This window comes from Streptococcus sp. OH4692_COT-348 (assembly GCF_003859975.1).
GTDB lineage: Bacteria > Bacillota > Bacilli > Lactobacillales > Streptococcaceae > Streptococcus.
The window spans coordinates 89,118-110,250 of sequence record NZ_RQZB01000006.1; the positions used below are offsets into that span (position 1 = coordinate 89,118).

Genomic DNA, 21,133 nt, shown 5'->3' on the forward strand with positions numbered 1-21,133 from the left:
TGCTTTTCTTTTCACGTCAAGCCTTTTCAAAGCAAGCGACTTATGATAAGATAGGCACAGTATGCGTTTAGATAATTTATTAGCTCAAGAAAAAATCAGCCGAAAGGCCATGAAACAAGCCTTACTCAAAGAGGAAATTCTAGTCGATGGTCGCCCAGCCCGCTCCCTAGCTCAAAATATTGATACAGGACTACAAGAACTCCTTTTTCAGGACCAAATCATTCAAGGCTATGAGCATACCTACCTTATGCTTCATAAGCCTGCTGGTGTCGTGACAGCCAACAAAGACAAGGAACTTCCAACTGTCATGGACCTGCTGTCACCTGACATCCAGTCTGACAAGCTCTATGCCGTCGGCCGACTGGACCGAGATACGACAGGACTCCTCCTCTTGACCGATAACGGTCCCTTGGGCTTCCAGCTCCTCCATCCCCAATATCATGTCGATAAAACTTATCGAGTTGAGGTCAATGGACTTCTAACACCTGACCATATCCAAGCCTTTCAAAAAGGAATTGTCTTTTTAGATGGTACTGTCTGTAAACCTGCAAGACTAGAGATTCTATCTGCAAGTCCTGCCCTCAGTCAAGCCTCTATCACCATTTCAGAAGGAAAATTTCATCAGGTCAAGAAAATGTTCCTCTCGGTTGGTGTCAAGGTGACCTCCCTCAAACGTACTCATTTTGGACCTTGGAGCTTAGATGAGAATCTTCAAGAAGGAGACTATCGCCCCCTCAACTCAGAAGAGTTGGCAAGCATTCGTGAATTTCTCAGAAAAAGTGGTTAAAAAATGAGCTCGGAAACATCCAAGCTCGTTTTCTTATTTCTCGACTTTGACTTTCCCTTTCCAAGAATCCAAACCATAAGAAAGGATATAAATCTCAGAAAAACCTTGTTTTTTCAAGTAAAGGGCTGCATTTGTAACTCGTTGCGCACGTTGGTTTTCGTAAAGAAGGACAGGTTTATCCTTACGAAGGGCTGCAAGACTAGTCTTCAACTGACTTGAAGGAATATTGCGGGCACCAAGGATATGTTTTCTGTGAAATTCAGCTGGGTCGCGCAAATCAATCAATTGACCCGTACGAATCAAGGCTTCAAACTCCTCATTGTCCACGATTTTAGCTGCACGTCGAATACGAAGATAGTTAAAGCCCATCCACGCCAACATTGCCAGTATAAGTGCCCACAAAATCCAAGTAACCATTAGTTCTTTTCTCCATTTTTCTCAATATAATCCAATTCCACCTTGTGCTCTCTGCGAAGAACTGCTTCTGCCTCTAGATAGTCTAATTTATCCATCAACCCTGCATCGTAAATCCGTGAGAGTTCCAGCTTCATCAGTTCAATATCATATAAGCGTTTTCCCATGTAAACAATGATACCAAATCGTTTGAGGAATTGCTGCACATCATAGAATGTTTTCATAAGACTCATTCTAGCAAATTTTTGTGTTTTTTTCAAGAAGAGAATCACACAATGCCCCTGATTTTCCTATCATCTTTGGCGATTCTGACGCAAGTGTGGTACAATAAAAACATGAGAATTCAACAATTACACTATATTATCAAAATCGTCGAAACTGGCTCCATGAATGAGGCAGCCAAGCAACTCTTTATCACTCAACCTAGTCTTTCCAACGCAGTAAGAGATTTGGAGAATGAAATGGGCATTGAAATCTTTATCCGCAATCCCAAGGGCATCACCTTGACCCGTGATGGGATGGAGTTTCTCTCTTATGCCCGTCAGGTTGTCGAGCAGACCCAGCTTTTGGAGGAACGCTATAAAAATCCTGTCGCCCACCGCGAACTCTTTAGCGTTTCCTCCCAGCATTATGCCTTTGTGGTCAATGCCTTTGTCTCTCTGCTCAAGAAAAGTGATATGGAGAAATACGAGCTCTTCCTTCGTGAAACTCGGACTTGGGAGATTATCGACGACGTCAAGAACTTCCGTAGTGAGGTCGGTGTCCTATTTTTTAACAGCTACAACCGTGATGTTTTAACCAAAATGCTGGATGACAACCACCTGCTGGCTCATCATCTCTTTACCGCCCAACCGCATATCTTTGTCAGCAAGACCAATCCTCTGGCACAGAAAGACAAGGTCAAACTAGAAGACTTGGAAAACTTCCCTTACCTCAGCTATGATCAAGGAACTCACAACTCCTTCTACTTCTCTGAAGAGATTCTCTCGCAGGAATACCACAAAAAATCTATCGTAGTCAGCGACCGTGCTACCCTCTTTAACCTCTTGATTGGTCTGGATGGATACACGATCGCAACAGGGATTTTGAACAGCAACCTCAACGGAGACAATATTGTTTCTATCCCACTGGACATTGATGACCCAATTGAGCTGGTCTATATCCAGCATGAAAAAACCAGCCTATCTAAGATGGGCGAACGCTTTATCGACTATCTCCTAGAAGAAGTCCAGTTTGATAGTTGAGAATAGTATTGAGATATATGGAGACAAAAATGAAAAAGCTTATACTTGCGAGTACAGTTGTCCTATCTATTTTAGGGTTCACTCAAGCAACTGTCCAGGCTCAAGAAAATAAAGCAGAGTCAGTACGAGAAAATGTAACAATTCCTCATTCAAGTACTTCAAAAATCGAAAACCAAGAAAAACCGAAAGAGAAGGTCGAAAAACCAGACAATTCTTCTAAAATTGACGATAAAGAAGAAAAAATAGAGAAAAAAACTCCTGCTACAGAAGAGAAGAAGTCTGAAGTAAAAAAAGAAGAAACAAAAGTTGAAAAAATCAAAGAAGGTTGGCAAGAAGAAAATAATAACTGGCGCTTTTACGAACACAATAAACCTGTTACCAACTGGAAAAAAATCCAAGGAAAGTGGTACTACTTCAACAAAGATGGAAATCGACTAAGCAATACAACCTTTGATGGTTATGTATTCAATAAAGATGGAGTAATGGCTGAGAACGGTTGGAACTTCATCCATGGAAAGTGGTACTTCGCTAATTCTTCTGGAAAAATTTCTCAAAATAAATGGGAAAAAATTGCTGATTCTTGGTATTACTTCGACAAAGATGGGATCATGCTTAGTAATACAACTATTAACAGCTACTTGCTGACAAATAATGGAGCAATGGCCACAAACGGCTGGGCAAAAATCGACCAAAATTGGTACTATGCAACATCCTCTGGAAAAATTTCTCAGAATAAATGGGAAAAAATTAATGGTATTTGGTACTATTTTGACAAAACAGGTATTATGTTCAGTAACCAATGGCAAGGTAATTATTATCTAAAATCAAGTGGTGCCATGGCTGAAAAAGAATGGGTTTTTGATAAGACCTACAATAGCTGGTTCTACCTAAAAGAGAATGGAACATTTGCAAACCGAGAATGGATTGGAACTTACTATCTCAAATCTGGTGGTTATATGGCTAAAAGTGAGTGGATTTTTGATAAGTACTATAATTCTTGGTATTATCTAAAAGAAAACGGACAATATGTCACTAATATTTATAAAATATCTGGAAAAGATCATATCTTTAAAAATGATGGTAGATGGGTTAGTGAAGTTCCTGAGGGGTTTGTAAAAGGCCAATACAGTAAAACCATCTTTTTAGATCCAGGACATGGTGGAAGAGACTCAGGTGCATACTATTACAATGTCGCTGAAAAAGACCTCAACATGCAGGTTTATCGTAAATTACGCAAAAAGTTAGAAGAACTGGGCTACAAAGTTCTCACTTCACGTGATAGCGATATTGATGTAGACTTCATAACAGAACGTTCTCGTATGGTTAACAAGACTAACTCTGACATCTTTATCAGTATTCACTTCAATGCGACTGGCAGTGCATACTCAAAATCTAGTGGAATTCAAACCTATTCCTACAGTGATGAACCTGATTATCCAAGCAAAATCAACCCATACTGGCATAACCATCCTGACCGTATGAGCGAAAGCAAGCGCCTCGCAGCAGCTATCCATTCTTCATTGTTAGCTGAAACTGGTGCTAAAGATGCTGGTTTATTGGAAAGAAGCTTTGCCGTTCTTCGAGAAACTGCTAAACCAGCCGTCCTCCTAGAGCTAGGTTATATAGATAATTTCGCTGAAAATCAACAGATTCGAGATAGCCACTATCAAGATAAGCTTGTAGCAGGTATCGTGAAAGGAATTCAAAAATATTACGCTGGTAAGTAAAAAAGGGTCTCGAGAAATCTCGAGGCCTTTTCTATTTGTCTTCTTTTTTATCTTTATCAGGAAAGAGATATCCAATACCAATGCAAGCTAGTACGCCCGCTCCAATTACCAAGCCACTTGAAATTGGTAAAAGGTCCAAAATTGCATTGGCGATGATAAAGGCAATAATCAAACACATCAGACTAGCCTTGTAATCTTTTTTTAAAAAATTCTCTAGAGTGAAAAAGAGAAACAAACCAATAGGAAACAATGGTCAAAGATTAATGTCTAAATTTGGCCATCCAACAGAACCAAAATACAAAATCAAAGCTGAAACTAGCAAGAATCCAATACCTAATAATTTTTTCATTTTTATCTCCCATTACTTTTTTATGAACTTGACTTGTCTGATGTCGACGCTCGCATCTCTTACAAAAATTATTATATCAGAGGTCAGTTTCAAGAACAAGCTCTGTTGCCTATCTGGTCTCTATCTCAGTCTAAGTGGTTCAATAGTTAAGATAAAAGAAAAGAAGCCCTAATGAGCTTCTTCATTCTAGCTATTTAACAGTATTTCCGAACTAAAACAATCGAAAGTTAGATTCTAAACTAGTTTTTTCTAGTTCGTATTTTTCTTTTCCTTAGATTCTAGAGAAGTTTTGATTGCTTCGCGTTCAGCCTGTAGTTGAGCTAAATTCTTCTCCTCTTCCTCAAGTTTACTAGTATCTGGTTTTACACGATAGTAAACATCTTCTGGTCTCGACAACATCGCTTCATACTGCTGTCCTGCAAACAATCTCTCCTCGTCATGATTGCTTTTATCTGTTAGTTTTCCATCATCACCAGGTTGCATGACAACTCCACTTGGTACAGCAACTACCACAAATCCTCCAGCAACAGAATCTTTTACCCAAGCACTTAGAGAAGCAGTCTCAGAATTACGACGATCTTGACCTTTTGACCCTTTTAGTTCAGTAATATATTCAAATTTTTGACCATCTCTATAACTAGTTGCATACATTTCACCAGACTCATTAATGACATATTCATTGCCCGACGGTGTACGCCATGTGCCTTTCAAACTAGATAAATCATTATTTCTTAATGCTTCAATATCCAGTTTCGGAACTGCAGTTTCTTCTTTTAGCTTGCTAACAAGTGCTTCTGCTTCAGTAATCTTGGTGTCTAAATCAGTCAGTTGATCCTTGAGTTTCTGGATTTTCTCTTGCTTATCTTTATCAATCTCATCTGTTTTTCCTTGGCTTGTAGATGTTTGACTTGTTGACTCTTTAGTTGAAGTTACAGACGATGCTGGACTTGACTCTTTATTTGCCTTATTAGATGAGAATAAGAAGATACTTGCTAAAATTGCAACAACCAAAAGACTAATAGCAATGCCAATATAGACTTTTATTTTAAATACCTTGCTCCTAATTGTAGCTGGAGAAGAGCCTTTCACTCCCTTCGAGACACTTGTTTTAGGATCATTTGTCTCTTCAAAATTTTTCTTAGTCATAGTATTCCTCCTATTTTTAACTATATTTCATCTATATTTTAGACAAATTCGTAATATTTTATCAGTATCCATGAATAGATGCACTTTCAAAAGAAAACCAATCAGCTAATCCTAAAATATTGGCATCAATAGAATCATCCATTAAACTCTATATCGAGTTTATTAACATAAATTATACCATAATTTTTAAGAATTTTATATATTTTTATAGTCTAACTATTATAACTAACGGAAGCTATCCTTTCATATTATTCCCTTATCTTTATAAAAATTCTAATAGGTGTAGTTTCTTATCATATTTCATATAGACTGTACTTCATCAAATAAATCTTGAGTTTTTACTATAATTGTAAAAGCACAATTTTGAATATATAGTTCGATACCGTATTTTGTGAAATCAGTAGAATCCAAAAAATCTTCCTATCTGTAATAAGAAGATTTTTTTATTATTCTAATTTTTTCTACGTACTGTTACAAGTCCAAATGTTCCTAGAATTGCACCGAGTACCAACATCGCAACACTTGATTTTTCGCCAGTATTTGGTAAAGCTTTTACTTTTTCTACTCGTGAGTAACTCATTTTTTCGTTTTCTACTGCTTTAACAGCAGGTGATGAGTATGTTTGTTGCTTTTCCTTCACAACAACTTTTCCTTGAGAGTCCAAAGTTACTTCTTTGCCAGTTGCAAGAGCTTTTTTCAATTCTTCAACATTGACTTCTGGAAGTGCTTCAGCAGTTGGAGCTACTTTAGGGACAGCGATCACTGTTCCGTCAGGCAATTTGGCAACAACGTTTTCTTGAGCTTTTTCTGCAAGGTCAACGAGGTTATCATATTCTGCTTGCAATTCAAGCAACTTAGCGTGTTCTGTACGGTATGCAGATTGAACAGTTTCAAGAGTAGATTGTGCAGTCTGGAGGTCAGCTTTTGCTTGTGCCAATTTAGCTTCAGCTTTGGCTTGAGCAGCTTTGGCTTGAGCAGCTTTTGCTGTAGCGAGTTTAACAGGTGCGTCCAAATAGGCTTGCAATTGTTCAGCCAATTCTTTGGCTTCTTTTACAAGTGCAGCTTTTTCAGCAATCAACTTCTTGCTTTCTGCTGTCAAACTGTTGACTTTAGCTTCTTGAGCTTGTAGTTTAGCTGTAGCATCTGCAAGAGCTTGTGACGCAGTTGTTTGAACAGCTTTCGCTCCTTCAAGTTCTGTTTGAGCTTCTACAAGAGCAGCTTTCTTGTCAACTAGATTTGCTGAGAAGTTAGCGACTGCTTCACTTGCTTTAGCATTTTCAAGGGCAATTTCTGCCAAACGTAGGTTGTTTTCAGCAACTTGAGCTTGAAGTGGTGTAGCCATTGCGTCCGCCAAGACTTTTTCAGCTTCAGTTTTTAAGCTAAGTGCGCTTGCGACAGCTTGTTCAGCTGTTTGGACATCTTTAGTCGCTTGGTCAAGATTTGCTTGAGCAGTTGCCACGTCTGATTGTTCTTCTGCAAGAGCTTTAGTTTCAGCTTTGATTTGTTCATTTGTAGCTTCAGTTGCTTTTTGGTTAGCAGTTTGAGCTTCAAAGTTCTTAGCTTGAGCGTCTTTAACTTGAGCAACTTTTTCAGGTATTGCTTGAGAAGCAGTTGCTTCAGCATCTTTGACAACTTGAGTTGCGTCTTTTACTTCTTTCTCAGCAGAAGCGACAGCAGTTTCTTTTGCTTTCACATCAGCTTCAGCAGTCGTAACTTTAGTTTCAGCAGTCTTAACGACTTCTTTTTGTTCATCAAGCGCAGGTTTCACTGTAGAAGGTGCAGGAACTTCAGTTTTCTCATGTGGTTTAGCAACAAGTGCAGGTTCATTGACAGCAGTTGTGTCAACAGGCGCTGAAGTAGGCGCTTCCTGAGCGAATACAGTTCCACCAACTGATGCAAGTGCAATAGCTGTTGAAGTTGTTAGGGTTTGCAATTTTTTCATCATTTTCTCCTCGTAAGATCTAATAGGATTGGTTTGACTGTTAAGTCAAACTATGATATATGTAGTATATCATGCAATTTTATATATTTTACATCACTATTTTAACACAATTTTAGTTTATAGGCAATATTTTTTCAAAATTTTGTTTGTGTGTGGGTTATTTTACAGTTTACTTCCTTGTATCATGGTAATGAAACGAGGTAGCTTATGGAATCAATTCATTTACAAAAATATATCGGACAACGAATACGAAGCATACGAAAAGAAAAAAATTTAAGTCAGCAAAATCTCAGTGAAAAGGCTAGTGTCGGCATAGATTATATTTCCAACCTTGAAACAAAGGGTTCAAATATAAAAATCGATACACTAGAAAAGATTATCACAGCTCTTAATATCACACCATCAGAGCTATTTGAAAGCCGTATAAACCCAAAGAATCCACATCTAGAGTTATTAGCTGATCAATTAACTCAACTTCCACAAACGAGTCAAGAACAACTATTAGAAGCCTTCCAATTACTTATAAAAACAGTTAAAAACAACCGCTAAAAATTTTTAGCGGCTGTTTTTACATATCTAGTTTCTCAACTCTTCAGTCATTTTCTCATCTACAGTTTTTATCTTAATCTTGATCTTTTTTCTTCAACCCAAGAAGTGCTCCTACTATAAACAATATTCCAGCAATGAATGGTGTAAGAACTTCTCTAACTGTTCCGGTTTTTGGCAACCTATCAGAATGGTTAGTATCCGACTTACTATCAATGTTAGTATGTTTATTAGCTATGTTCTCTAGTTCATTAAGATGGACTTCCTTCTTATTTTCAAAGTTTTTATCAAGAACTGTAGTTGTAACATCCTTAGTTGAATCAGACTTTTGTGAATGATTTGCTTTTTGTAAGTCCTCTTTTCTGTGACTTCCATCTACTTTGCTATGATTTACTTGTACAGGAACTGTAGCTGTGACATCCTTAGTTGAATCAGGTTTTTGTGAATGATTTGCTCTTTGTAAGTCCTCTTTTCTATGACTTTGATTTAATTGACCAGGATTTGCCTGTGGGTTGTCTTTCTTTTTGGATACATCAAAAGTAGGTTTATTTTCCTCCTCCTTTTTCTCCTCTATTTTCTTGAATACAGGTTTTATAAGGGTATCTTTTGATAAATTAAGAACATAGCCAGTGTCTTTTTTACCTTCGAAACCAGCAATTTCCCAGCCATCAAATTGATATCCTTTTTCTAATTCACCCTTATAGACAGGTAAAATGAAATCTTCTTCCGCCACTATCGTTGAACTCATTTCTTTTCCATTTTGAATGGTTACAGTTACTGTATGAGGTTTTAGTTCGCTCACCTCTCCCGTATCTTTGTTTAAAATGAATTCTTTTACGGTTGTATTTCTTGCAAAATCTTTTACAACAATTTTAATGTTTAGTGTCTTGTCTGTTATTTGTTTAATATCATCAAATGATTTGTATTCTTTTCCATTTACATAAATATGTTGTTCTTGAATCTCACCATCGAATCCATTATTTCTTTTATCATTGATATTAAAGACTACAGATTTTCCGTTAGCATATTCGATACTAGTATTTCCCTTAGGATCAATGTTTACTTCTGGTTTGACATTATCATATAAAAATTGATAGTGTACTCCAACCGCTTTCGCATTCAAATCGCTATAGCCAGTTTGGAGATAAACATTTCCATCCATGTCTGTTACCTTATCTGGGAATCCGTTTGCTTTATAGTCTTTCATTCCCCAGTCCATGATGTCACCGTCTTTAACATTAAGCTTAATGTTAAAATCTCTAGTGTTATCAATGTGTAAATCTCCGTAGATTAAATAATTATCTACAACAGATTCATTAACTCTCAACTCCCAGTTAAAACCACCCTTATCAGAAATCTTACCTCTTAAATAGAATTCTGGATTTCGTACATAAATTTTATTAAATTTAGATGGATTAAAGTAGTTCTTGTTCATTGAAAGATTTACTGGTTTTGCATCAATAAATAAAGTAGAACCATCTTCTTTTATAGCTTCTACATTGGACTTATCCTCTCCCGTGTACTCTTTTCCATCCTTACCAAATAATACAAGTTTAGAAGAATCTGTCACAAGATTTCCATCTTTATCGATTGCTTCCCCTTTATCATTCATTTTAAATGTAAACACTTGATACCTTACAATGTTAAAGCCGTCCAAAGCCGACATTAATACTGGTTGAGTACTTCTTCCATCTTCAACATTTCTACTATCAGCATAAATTATTTTTTCTGATAAGACTCTTAGATTAGGATTGGCCTTTTGTATTTTTGCTATATCTTCCTGGCTATAGACTCCATTTCCTTCTAACATATCTGTTTTTCCAGGATTATAGGTAGTCACTTTTAGTGCATAGCCTTTTCTTAGAATGATGTTATCCTTTAACAGATATTGTTGTTTTTCTGAATCAGAATAGATTTTACCAGATTCCATCTCCGTTAAATTGGTTGGTTTATTTTTTGAAAGATCTCCTTCTCCTAATTCTATGACATTCCCATAACTTGATGCATAGGGATATTCTGTTTTAGTTTCCTTATTTTTTTCAGGCATTCTAATCTTCGTTTCAGCTTTTATCTGATCATCATCTTTAACAAAGAATCTCATATCTCCTGCAAAAGCTAATCCATCCACAATATCATTAATATTAGCGTATAGATCAAATGTCATCGTTTTTGAGTGGGAATCATACTTGGTCGTTTTGATTTCTATAGACTTATAGTTATTGCCATAATATACCTTGGCATTTTTAGAAACATTACTTATCTTTCCAAGAATTTCAAAGTGTCCATTTTTAGACGGTCTTAGAACACCATAAATTTTTGATTTGATTTCGTCAAGCTTTTCAGTTTCATATTCTAAGGCACTACCATCGTCATAAGCAATGATATTTCCCTTATCATCGTATTTATAATCGTATTCCTCTGTTCTCTTACCAGTTTCACTTGTAAAGTCATCAACTTCTCTAAATTTCTTTTTAATGAGTTTCTTTAAATCTTTGCTTTCAAAGTCTCTAATTGTTGAAATGGCTTTATTGATAGTAAAGCTAGATTTTTCTTCGATAGACTCTTCATTTCCTTGATGATTTTCTACCTCAGTTGTATCTTTTTTAAGACTATCCTCTTTTCTATTTCCTAAATTTTTAAATTTAGATTCGGCAATCTCGCCAAGCTTTTGGTATTTAGATGAATCTTGATCAGGATCTACTAGATAATAGGAAATCATCCCCTTTTCATCAGCATGATCAGCAAATTTAATTCTATGAATCTTTGTGAAATTGCTAGAGCCATCTAATGCAATGACTTCAATGATTTTTCCTCTTAAATCTCCTGCACCATTAATTTCATAAATGGTATTTCCATCTTTGTCTAGTTTCCTATTTCTTCCTTGACCCTCACCTGCGTAAGTTACTTCAAGATTTTTCTCAACCTCTCCATCTTCATTAACAAGAGCAGCTCCAGCATACCAAACTTCGTTGGCAATCTCGTCAAATTTTTCAGGATGTTCTTTCTGATCTCTCGCAAATAAAGTTTCATTCTTGTATTGCTCTTTGACCTTGTGATAAGTATCCTTTGTGATCAGCTTAATTTTTTCAGGATTCGAAAAATCAACAGAAACAATCTTAGGTGCTGTGTTATCAATTTTTACAGGAATATAGGAAACCTGCCATGGGTAATCCTTGGTTAATCTATATTTAAATTTATAGAAATATTGACCTTCTGCAATTGGCTCAAATTGACCTCTTATCTTAGTAGCAGGATCTTTGGTATCCTTGCTTTCTGGTGCATTTTCTTCTTTCCCTCTAGGGTTATAAATGAGTCCATCCCATTTCAAATCACCCCAAACTTTTAGTTTAGAAGATTTGATTCCCTTTGCATCATTTCTTTTAGAGTTTAAAATTCCTTTAATAAAGTGTTCTCTCGAAATGACTTTTAAGTCAATTTGATTTTCTCCCTCTTTATTTGTATTTACTATTGAAATCAATCCTTCTTCTGCACTTCTTAATACAAGTGGAGAAGGTGTTAATCCTCTCTCAAGTTGAGCATCTTGAGGATTTCCATTTGAATCTAAAGGATAAATTTTAGCAATCTTAGAACCACTTGATGATGGTGCGTTGATCCCTTCGTTATTGAAAGCAAATAATTCTGGATTTTGATCTAGGGATGTTATATTTTTATCTTTTCTATTTTGTATAACTCCTGCTGGATTAAATTTATCTATACCATGTTCTCCACCAATCCCCTTATTTAAGGTTCCTGGAATTTTCGGTTTGCCATCATCATCATAACCTTCCATTGTTTTTGATTTTGAACCTTCTTCCCAGGCCCATTTATCAAGGATTGGTTCGTGGTTCCAATTCCCAGCAAATCCCATTAGAGGCATCGACAAAGAAGGTTGGAAATTTGTTTTCTTCCCATTGGAGTTTAGAGCTTCCATTTCTTCCACTGACTCAAAATGAATAAATGATTCTACAAATTTATTTTTATTTTTAGCCTCTCCAACGTTTATAACCGCATTTAAATCAAAGCTAGAATTTGGGCTTATAGTGAAAGTATCATGCTCAAATGTGATATTTGCTCCTTTGATTTTTTCTGGGTGGATTTCTGGAACAATTTGCTTCCCATCTGGAGATTTTTCATCTTTGTATGTTTCATCCAGTTTGAGTCTATCAGTTAGAGCATCTGTAGTTATAGCAGATGCTGAAACTTTAAAGGTCAAAGGTCTGTTTGATGTATTGTGAAGCTTAATTGTAAAATATTTTTTATCTCCTTTTATTTCTTTAAGAGAAATAGAACCATAAGAATTTACCAAACCTTTAGAATCTGTGTTTTTGAAAGTCGCTACAACTTCATTTCTCAATGCATTGGCAATATTAATTAGCCCTGCCCCCTGTTGTCTAGGTGATGCAAAGTATTGACTTTTTTCTTTCCAAGAAGTCGCATCCATCATAGGCCGTGCAGTATTTTGTAGGGCTATTTTTGTAAGACTTGTAAGATCTATTTTGTCATCTCCCTTAAGATTTTTCAATACAGGTCTTTCAAGCATTTCCTTTAACTTTGGTCTAATCAAAACAGTAGAAGCTGCCACGATTGGAGTTGCCATACTAGTCCCTGACATATAACCATAAGTTGATTTCCCATTAATGACATTGAGAGTGGATTTAATATTTTTACCTGGTGCTGAGACATCAGGCTTTAAAAGTAAATCTGTTCTCGGTCCCCAAGATGTGGATCCTGCTGGGACTATAATATCTTCTTTATAAAGTTCTTTGTCGGTGTCAGGTGCAAACTTAAAGTCAATTTCTTTTTCATCACCTACATTCGGTTTATTAGAATTATAGCTTGCCATATCAATTGGATAGTATTGCTCCAATTTATCATTAAAATCTTCTTTATTATTTCTTTTGACTTTAGTTTTTTTATCAGGGTTAATCATGTTCCATAACTTTACACCATCATCTCCTGAAATTGAGAAAACTTGACTAGTAGTTCCTTCATCCTCTTCATATCCCATAGCTGGGAGCTCTGTCCAATTATCTCTATTGTAGTAATTTACAGTATTTACAACCATAATGGCGCGTGCGCCCTTATCCGTTGCTCGTTTAAAAGCATTTTTTAAATCCTTTGTATAAATTCTATCCATTACTGCAATTTTGCCCTTAAGATCCAAACCTATCAAATCTTGGTCTTGACCTTTGCCTATATATACAAATTTCAATTTACTAGGAACTTTTGAACCATCTTCGTTTGTTATGATTTTATTCTTATCGAAAAAGGCCCCTATATTTCTGTATTTAAAACTTTCTCCACCTATGTTAACTTTATCAAACTCAACTGTTTGATTTTTAGCAGAAGCAACTGCTATCGCATCTTCATGTGCTGCAGTTCGCGTTACATTTCCAGTGTCGGTCATTTTCAGATTATTATTTGCCACCAAATCCCATGAAGAACTTGAAGCAGAAGTCGCATAGTTACCCGTAGCTACCACCATTGGAATGCCTGCTTTTCTTAACGCTCTAATAGCTTGCCAATATTTCTCACCTACAAGACCTGTCCCTGTAAAGCCAGATGATACCGAAACAACATCGACATTGTGTTTGATTGAATCTTCAATAGCATGAAACATTGTTTCATCCCCTGCGAATCCAGATCCAGCGTCAGAGTACATTTTATAAGAGAAAATTTGTGCATTAGGCGCAATTCCATCTATTCCGTTAAAGTTTTTAATATCTTTTTCAGTATCATTTCCCGCAAGAATCCCAGCAATATGCATCCCATGTGGATCAAAATAATCGCTTCCATCATCAGCTTTTTCTACAGTGATTTTACCACCATTATAATAATTGAAAGCATGAGGGATTTTATCACTCAACCAGAAATTTTTATCAGTACCTTTTAAGTCTTCTTTTTTAAATTTCATTGAGCCTTTGGCATCATCATCGATTCTCATAGCCTTATGTCTATAATCAGTTCCAGTATCGATGTTTGAAATGACCATACCTCTGCCATCAAAGTTTTTCCCAAATGGTGCATTGATAGATTTTAGGTAATCAATAGCTTCCTCAACTCCAATTTCTTTTCTAGCATGATTCATCATAGGTTGGACTTTTTGTGACCTTTCAACCGATGAAATACCTTCTATTAGTTTAATTTTGTCCAGAGTATCTTTGGTTGTTTCAATAGCGCTACCGTTAAAAATTCTATCATAAGTATATAAAACTTTTGTATTCTTAAGATTTGATAGTTCCTTGATTGCTTTTTCTCCAGATTCTTTATCTTTAAATTCAGCAATATAGACAAGTCTATCTTCTTTTTTGGGACTTTCCGTGTCTTTACTTGCAGACGAGTCTGCATTATCTCCTTTGTATTGATTGGAATCTTCTTTTTTGATTGTTGTTTTTTCATTGTTAGTTTTATTGTCTATCACAGATTCTTTACTAACAACTTCTTTTTCCTCAATAACTGTTGTTTTCTTCTCTTCAGTATCCTTTGAAGTTTCTACAGCATTATGAATATCTTCATGTTTTTCTTTGTTTTCGTTTTGTTTACCTACTACTACTTTTTCTTTATCAGAGATATTTAAAGCATCTTCAGAGCTAGATGTGTCTGCTAAAACTACCTCATTAGGGACATATGCTGCTAAAATAACTGCAGCTGTGGTTAATGACAATACTGTACTTTTTTTCATTTTAATTCCTTACATATTTATTTAACTTCCAATAGATAGAAAACTTTAACTTTGCTAGCCTTTGTTATAAAAAGTTTTACTAAGTGTTATCTAGGAAATAGAGTAGTACATTTATATATAATTGTTAGCTCTCTGAAAAATAGTATATCAATTAAAAAAATTTAAGTCAAGAAAAATTAATATCTGTTAATTTCATTTTTAACGCGTGTTAAAAATAGTATAAAAATTTCGTACTTAACTGAGATACATTATCAGCACATTCACACCATCAAAAATGGTAGCAATCAAGTTGAAGCACTACCAGAATCACAAAGACAGACATAATTGATGCAATAACAATGTTATGTAACAACATAAAAAACCGATAAGAACTAGGCTTAACGGCTATTTTCTACATATCAAAAATTTTTTTCAAATCCTCAGTCATTTGTTCACCTGTGACCTAGGCTTTACAATTGCCTTGCTCTAGCAACTAATACTCAATGAAAATCAAAGAACAAACTAGGAAGCTAGCCGCATGTTGCTAAAAGCACTGCTTTTAGGTTGTAGATAGAACTGACGAAGTCAGTAACATATATACGGCAAGGCGAAGCTGACGTGATTTGAAGAGATTTTCGAAGAGTATAAGCTAAATCGGTGATTACACTTACAGTATAGATCTCTAAGAATAGGTGTCAAGAAATTTTCATCTCTATCAGAAAAAGCCTGTCCTGAGACAAGGCTTTAATATTCTATTATTTACGAACCTGCACTTTCGTAGGCATCCAAGCCCCTATCCCAAAGTTTAAGGGAAATGACAAAGAAGACCAGGGAAATCAACATCAAACCTCCGATGTTAAAGATTACATCCTTGTCCTGCAAGAAATAGCTAGCAGGATAGTAGGCCGTAAAGGCAAATGGCACGATAAAGCTAATCAACCATCGAAGGAGCGAATTGTAAATCGAAATCGGATACTTGGCAAAGTCATTAAACATATAGAAAATGTAAATCATGGCTCCTGACTGCTTGGTCCAAAAAGCGATGCTGGCTGTCGCAATTTTCAAGGAAGTATAAATCAAGGTCGCAAAAGGAATACAAACCAGGAAAAGCAGGAATTTTGGAAGAGTCCAATCAATGCTAGTCACTGTTGTTCCCAGTAGAATGCCACCGACCAAGAGTTCTCCCAAGGCATCAATCTGAAAGGTCTCAACCAAGATGTGAAAGAGAGGGTTGATAGGACGCGTCAGATACTTATCAAACTCACCTTTTCGAACTAAGCGTTGTCCTAGTGCCCATAGATTGTCAAAAAAGAGATGATCCAGTCCCTTGGGAATCAAAGAAAAACCATAGATAAAAGCAATTTCTTGAAAAGTCCAACCTTCCAGGGATGGGATGTGTTGAAAGATGACATTGAGAAACAAGAGGTTCAAGCCTTGGGTCAAAAAAACTCCCAAGACACCAACTACAAAATCCACCTTGTATTCCATGATTTGCTTGATGTATTGTCTGATAAAAATCAGATGCATGCGTTGATATTTTTTCATACTAACCTCCTTGAATGGTGATAAATGACTGGACTCGTTTCCAAGTCAACTGAGACAAGCCCACCATCACTAAGAGCCAGAAAAACTGCAAAGCGAGCGCCTGAAGAATCTGATTGGCATCGTATTTCCCAACGATAATCATGACCGGAGTGTAAATCAAGGATGAAAAAGGCAGGAAGGACAGAATATCTGAAACAACCTTTGGAAAGAAAGCCAAGGGAATCAAACTTCCAGACATAAAGGCCACTATGGAAGTCTTAAGTAGGTTGGAACCCCATAGATTTTTAAACACAAAGGCAGAAAATCCAAAGCAGATATTAAAGAAAAAGTTAATCAGGTAGGCTAGCGTTAAGCTAAAAAGATAAAGGACAGTTAATCCCAGCACTTCTACAATCCCTTGCCCAGATAATATTTTCATCAAAACAATGACATTTAAAAATGGAAGGCCAACGCTGATAAAAATCAACCACTTGGAACCAAGCTCAGTGAAAAGATAGGAGGCCGCAAAATGCACTGGTCGCAACAAGCGCATGATAATAGAGCCATCCTTGACCTCCTCCCCGATCATAAAGGAGCTATCAGATCTGGTCAAAAGATTAGTCACAAAACTCATAATGATGTAGAGGGTGATATCTGCCATACTAAAGCCCTGAATCAAGGACTCTTGCGAAGAATCAAAGACAGCCTTCCAGAGATAAAAGGCCACAAAAGCACCCATGACATCGCCGATCCGATAAAGAATAAAGTTGACTCGATAGGTAATCAACTCCTGAACGCCTGCATTGATAAAGGGTTTATAACGTCTCCACAATTTGACCATCTTAGAGCTCCTTTCGGTAGAAGCGGCGGATAATATCTTCAATATCCGTATCCATCATCTTCAAATCGCGGATTTCAAAATCAGACAGGGTTTGCTTGATAATGTCAGCTGACTGGTAGCGAGAACTATCGAATTCAATGTTGAGGCTATTCCCTTGTCTATCAATAATCATATCAGGCAGGCCTTCATAGTGAGAGATGAGATGACTTTGACCTGGTAGCAGTTCAAAAGAAAGAGTCTTCATCTTTCCAAAGGTTTCCTTGAGCTGGCTAACCGTTCCATCAAAAATCTCCTGCCCCTTGTCTATCATGAAAATCCGATCACAGAGCTGCTCAATATCACTCAGATCATGAGTGGTCAAGAGAATAGTTGTTTCTTCCTCCTGATTGATCTGAGTAATGGCACGACGAATGTTGTCCTTGACCGAAACGTCCAAACCAATGGTCGGCTCATCTAAAAAGAGAACCTTGGGATTGTGGAGCAAGGAAGCTGCAATGTCCGCCCGCATCCGTTGTCCCAGTGAAAGAGTTCGTACGGGATCCTTGATAAAGTCCTTCAAATCCAAGACTTCATTCAAAAAATCCATGCGCTTATGAAAGAGCGAATCTGGCACATCGTAAATCTCCTTTAAAACCGTGTAGGTCTCTTGCAGAGCCAAATCCCACCATAGCTGAGTACGTTGTCCAAAGACCACCCCAATATCCTTGACATAATCTTGACGATTATCCTGCGGAATCTTGCCGTTAATCCGACAAAAACCAGATGTCGGTTTTAAAATTCCTGTCAGCATTTTGATGGTTGTCGACTTCCCAGCACCATTTGCTCCGATAAAGCCTAAAATCTGCCCCTTTGGTACCTCAAAGGTCAAATCCTTAACCGCTTCAAAGGTCTGCTTTTCAGGATGAATAAAGGAACGCAAAGCCCCCTTCAACCCTGGTTCCTTAACTGTCTTCACAAAATTTTTCTGAAGATGTTCCACTTCTATCATTGCCATATTGATCTCCCTATGTAAGGAATAGCAACATTGTATTTTTGACTACAAATATTCTAAATCCTTACTTTCTACACCTTCTACATGTTATTACTACAGAAAGCTTTATACCAACCTATTATAGTCCAATAAAAAACAGAATGCAAGCGTTTGCCTGTAGATTCTGAAATTAGAGATTTCTCTCTTAAAATAATACTTTTAAACAAAAATTATGGTTTAACAGTCTCCTTAAAACACCAAAAAACCTGCCCAATGGGCAGGTTACGAATTATAAAAAGCAAACTATTTTGATCAATATGAATCACTATTTAATCAAAGAACTAATCTTTCATAATTCTTTTTACAATCCCATTTCTATCAATTAGAAAACAATCTGGAAAGGTCATCTGCTCCCATTTTTCATAATCAAAACTGGAATCAAAGTGATGTAGTAGTATTCCTATCAAATTCCCGTGTGAACTAAGTAAAATCGTTTTTTCTGAGTATCTCTCTTCCAATTCCATTAAAAAATTTAGTACTCTAGCTAGTGCATCTTGATTTGATTCCCCTTCTGAAAGAGATTCACTGGGATTTTGCCATAAATATTTAATACTGTCTTCAAACTCAGAATCTTTTATAAAGGTTGAAGATAATTTTCTCTCTCGTAACCGATTATCAAGAACTATTTTATCAAATTGAATTGGCGAGCTATTAATCGTTTCAAATGCTCGTTTATAAGGACTAGAAAAATAATGATCAATATTAAAAGAATTCAAAAACTCTAACTGATCAAGAGATGAAAATCCTTTTTCTGACAAAGTTCTATTAAAATCATCACTTGAAAATTTTGAATGAGCATGTCTAAGTAAAATATAAGAATTATTCATAAGTCATTACCTTTCAATTATTATCATCAGTCTAAAATTAAAATGATCTCTAAACCATCAATTACTCTTTAAAAAATCTTCAATCTGAGAAACTATTTCATTACTTTGATAATGATAGAGATCGTGTGGTGCATCCATATAGACGACTTGAACATTAGACTGGTCACTTGCAAATCTCTCTGCATAACGTTGCCACTCAAATTGGCTAAAGCTAGTACCATCACCATTAGAAACCATTAGTAAGGCCGGAATTTTCGGATTAATGTTTGAGGGAACCTTCTTGGCATTTTCCTTTACCGTTTGGGATTCATGAAGCATGGCTTGTGACATCAACTGCTTATAAGCTAGAAGTTTATATTGTTTCCGTTCACTTTCGATCAGAGTTGGATTTTTTATATAAAAGGACTCAGGGAAGTAGCGTAATAAGCCAATCTTGCTGCTCCAAAATGCCACAGTAATTAAGGCCTGATTTTGCTTTAAATTCTCATAACTAGCTGGCAGTGCCCAATCTAACCCAACCAAGGTTTTCACTTCATCAGGATATTTTTCCTGCCAAGCTAAACTCTCAAGACTAGCCATGGAATGAGACAAAATGATAAAAGGACCTTTGATATTTGCTTGCGAAAGAGCTTGACGCGTCTCAGACAAAACCTCCATCACATCTCTTGAATGATTGCTATCATCACTATAACCATATCCTGCTCGCTCCACGATGACTACCTTATACCGTTTCGATAAGGATTCCGATACTTCTTTAAAGTCCAATATAGGAGAAGCAATACCAGCACCTGAGAGAACTACTATAGTCTCAGGACCATCCCCTTCAACGTAAACATTTATTTGATGTCCATTGACGAGAACTTGTTGTCCCATAGGTGTCAGTGAAGCTTGTTCCTTTTCCAAACTGATACGGTGAAAGATGAATGTAGCCGCTAGAAACAAAAGAATGAAACTAAGAAAGGCAAGAAACCATTTTTTCAGTATTTTCATAGCATTATTGTACAAAAAATAGAACCTTTTAGCAACTTAAGATTGGTTCTTCTACAATATATTCACTATATATTCCCACACACAAAAAACCCACCCAATGGGCAGGTTTCTAATTTGTATTGTTAAGCTAGATTAAGCTTTACCTTCTGAACCGAATACGTCGATACGTTCTTCAACTGATGCTTGGATAGCTTTCACACCGTCAGCCAAGAATTTACGTGGGTCGAAGAGTTTTTTCTTGTCGTATTCTGCTTCGTTTGCTTCGTAGTCACGAGCAAATTTACGAGTTGCGTTAGCGAATGCGATTTGGCATTCTGTGTTAACGTTAACCTTCGCAACACCAAGTTTGATAGCTGCTTGGATTTGCTCATCAGGAATACCTGAACCACCGTGCAATACGATTGGGAATCCTGGAAGAGCTTCTGTCAATTTTTGCAAGTGGTCAAGGTCAAGACCTTCCCAGTTTGCTGGGTAAGGACCGTGGATGTTACCGATACCAGCTGCCAAGAAGTCGATACCAGTTGCAACCATTGCTTTAGCGTCTTCGATTGGAGCCAATTCACCTTTACCGATGATTCCGTCTTCTTCACCACCGATAGTACCAACTTCAGCTTCTACTGAGATACCTTTAGCGTGTGCTTTTTCAACAACGTCTTTAGCCAATTTAAGGTTTTCTTCAACTGGAAGGTGTGAACCGTCAAACATGATTGAAGTGTAACCAACTTCGATACACTCAAGTGCATCTTCGTAGTGACCGTGGTCAAGGTGGATAGCTACTGGTACAGTGATACCCATTGATTCAACAAGGTTAGCGATCAAGTTGCGAGCAACTTTGTAACCACCCATGTATTTAGCAGCACCCATTGAAGTTTGGATCAAGACTGGAGCTTTTTTAGCTTCTGCTGCGCGCAAGATAGCTTGAGTCCACTCAAGGTTGTTTGTGTTAAATCCACCAACTGCATAACCGTTGTCACGAGCTGCTTGGACAAATTTTTCTGCTGAAACGATTGCCATTTTATCAGGCCTCCTGTATATTTTTATGGGTCATCCCATTTACATTGTTCATTTTATCACTTTTTGACAAAAAAATCTAGTTTTTCCCGCA

At 36.7% G+C, this 21,133-nt stretch carries 15 protein-coding genes and 1 pseudogene; 4 read left to right on the forward strand and 12 right to left on the reverse strand.

Annotation, left to right across the window (positions count from 1 at the left end; genetic code table 11):
• Positions 1 to 61: 61 nt before the first annotated feature.
• On the forward strand, positions 62 to 787 hold the full coding sequence (locus EII37_RS04960; RefSeq protein WP_124787781.1) for a 16S rRNA pseudouridine(516) synthase: 726 nt from the start codon (positions 62 to 64) through the stop codon (positions 785 to 787).
• Between the two features lie 33 nt (positions 788 to 820).
• Here EII37_RS04960 and EII37_RS04965 read toward each other — a convergent pair whose 3' ends face one another.
• Positions 821 to 1,204, reverse strand: a complete 384-nt coding sequence (locus EII37_RS04965) for a rhodanese-like domain-containing protein (RefSeq protein ID WP_000259257.1) — start codon at positions 1,202 to 1,204, stop codon at positions 821 to 823.
• On the reverse strand, positions 1,204 to 1,473 hold the full coding sequence (locus EII37_RS04970) for a YqgQ family protein (protein ID WP_169435176.1): 270 nt from the start codon (positions 1,471 to 1,473) through the stop codon (positions 1,204 to 1,206). The genes EII37_RS04965 and EII37_RS04970 overlap by 1 nt, the downstream gene beginning before the upstream one ends.
• Positions 1,474 to 1,536: 63 nt before the next feature.
• Here EII37_RS04970 and EII37_RS04975 point away from each other — a divergent pair, with 63 nt between their 5' ends.
• Both EII37_RS04975 and EII37_RS04980 read left to right on the forward strand, forming a co-directional pair.
• Positions 1,537 to 2,445: a LysR family transcriptional regulator gene (locus tag EII37_RS04975; protein ID WP_124787782.1), complete on the forward strand. Its 909-nt coding sequence runs from the start codon at positions 1,537 to 1,539 to the stop codon at positions 2,443 to 2,445.
• 29 nt (positions 2,446 to 2,474) lie between these two features.
• Positions 2,475 to 4,172: an N-acetylmuramoyl-L-alanine amidase gene (locus EII37_RS04980; RefSeq protein WP_124787783.1), complete on the forward strand. Its 1,698-nt coding sequence runs from the start codon at positions 2,475 to 2,477 to the stop codon at positions 4,170 to 4,172.
• 31 nt (positions 4,173 to 4,203) lie between these two features.
• Here the strand turns inward: EII37_RS04980 and EII37_RS04985 are convergent.
• The 3 genes and pseudogenes from EII37_RS04985 to EII37_RS04995 all read right to left on the reverse strand — a co-directional run bounded on the left by EII37_RS04985 (position 4,204) and on the right by EII37_RS04995 (position 7,609).
• A pseudogene (locus EII37_RS04985) lies at positions 4,204 to 4,521 on the reverse strand (hypothetical protein).
• A 249-nt stretch (positions 4,522 to 4,770) separates the two neighbouring features.
• On the reverse strand, positions 4,771 to 5,667 hold the full coding sequence (locus tag EII37_RS04990) for a DUF6287 domain-containing protein (protein ID WP_124787784.1): 897 nt from the start codon (positions 5,665 to 5,667) through the stop codon (positions 4,771 to 4,773).
• A gap of 451 nt (positions 5,668 to 6,118) precedes the next feature.
• Positions 6,119 to 7,609 (reverse strand): LPXTG cell wall anchor domain-containing protein, encoded by a 1,491-nt coding sequence (locus EII37_RS04995; RefSeq protein ID WP_260424851.1) that lies wholly within the window; start codon positions 7,607 to 7,609, stop codon positions 6,119 to 6,121.
• 207 nt (positions 7,610 to 7,816) lie between these two features.
• Here EII37_RS04995 and EII37_RS05000 point away from each other — a divergent pair, with 207 nt between their 5' ends.
• On the forward strand, positions 7,817 to 8,158 hold the full coding sequence (locus EII37_RS05000; protein ID WP_124787786.1) for a helix-turn-helix domain-containing protein: 342 nt from the start codon (positions 7,817 to 7,819) through the stop codon (positions 8,156 to 8,158).
• Positions 8,159 to 8,231: 73 nt separating this feature from the next.
• Here EII37_RS05000 and EII37_RS05005 read toward each other — a convergent pair whose 3' ends face one another.
• The 7 genes from EII37_RS05005 to EII37_RS05035 form a co-directional block, all read right to left on the reverse strand.
• Complete coding sequence (locus EII37_RS05005) at positions 8,232 to 14,837, reverse strand: S8 family serine peptidase (RefSeq protein WP_124787787.1); 6,606 nt, start codon at positions 14,835 to 14,837, stop codon at positions 8,232 to 8,234.
• A gap of 738 nt (positions 14,838 to 15,575) precedes the next feature.
• Positions 15,576 to 16,361: an ABC transporter permease gene (locus tag EII37_RS05010; RefSeq protein WP_124787788.1), complete on the reverse strand. Its 786-nt coding sequence runs from the start codon at positions 16,359 to 16,361 to the stop codon at positions 15,576 to 15,578.
• A gap of 1 nt (position 16,362) precedes the next feature.
• Positions 16,363 to 17,181: an ABC-2 family transporter protein gene (locus EII37_RS05015; RefSeq protein ID WP_124787789.1), complete on the reverse strand. Its 819-nt coding sequence runs from the start codon at positions 17,179 to 17,181 to the stop codon at positions 16,363 to 16,365.
• 1 nt (position 17,182) lies between these two features.
• Entirely contained in the window at positions 17,183 to 18,175 is a 993-nt protein-coding gene (locus EII37_RS05020) for an ATP-binding cassette domain-containing protein (RefSeq protein WP_124787790.1), read from the reverse strand.
• A 317-nt stretch (positions 18,176 to 18,492) separates the two neighbouring features.
• The gene (locus tag EII37_RS05025; RefSeq protein ID WP_061408643.1) at positions 18,493 to 19,038 is read right to left on the reverse strand and encodes a histidine phosphatase family protein; all 546 of its coding nucleotides are present in this window, start codon (positions 19,036 to 19,038) and stop codon (positions 18,493 to 18,495) included.
• A 57-nt stretch (positions 19,039 to 19,095) separates the two neighbouring features.
• The gene (locus EII37_RS05030; protein ID WP_185695952.1) at positions 19,096 to 20,028 is read right to left on the reverse strand and encodes an alpha/beta fold hydrolase; all 933 of its coding nucleotides are present in this window, start codon (positions 20,026 to 20,028) and stop codon (positions 19,096 to 19,098) included.
• A gap of 132 nt (positions 20,029 to 20,160) precedes the next feature.
• The gene (locus EII37_RS05035) at positions 20,161 to 21,042 is read right to left on the reverse strand and encodes a class II fructose-bisphosphate aldolase (RefSeq protein WP_033688381.1); all 882 of its coding nucleotides are present in this window, start codon (positions 21,040 to 21,042) and stop codon (positions 20,161 to 20,163) included.
• Between the last annotated feature and the right edge of the window lie 91 nt (positions 21,043 to 21,133).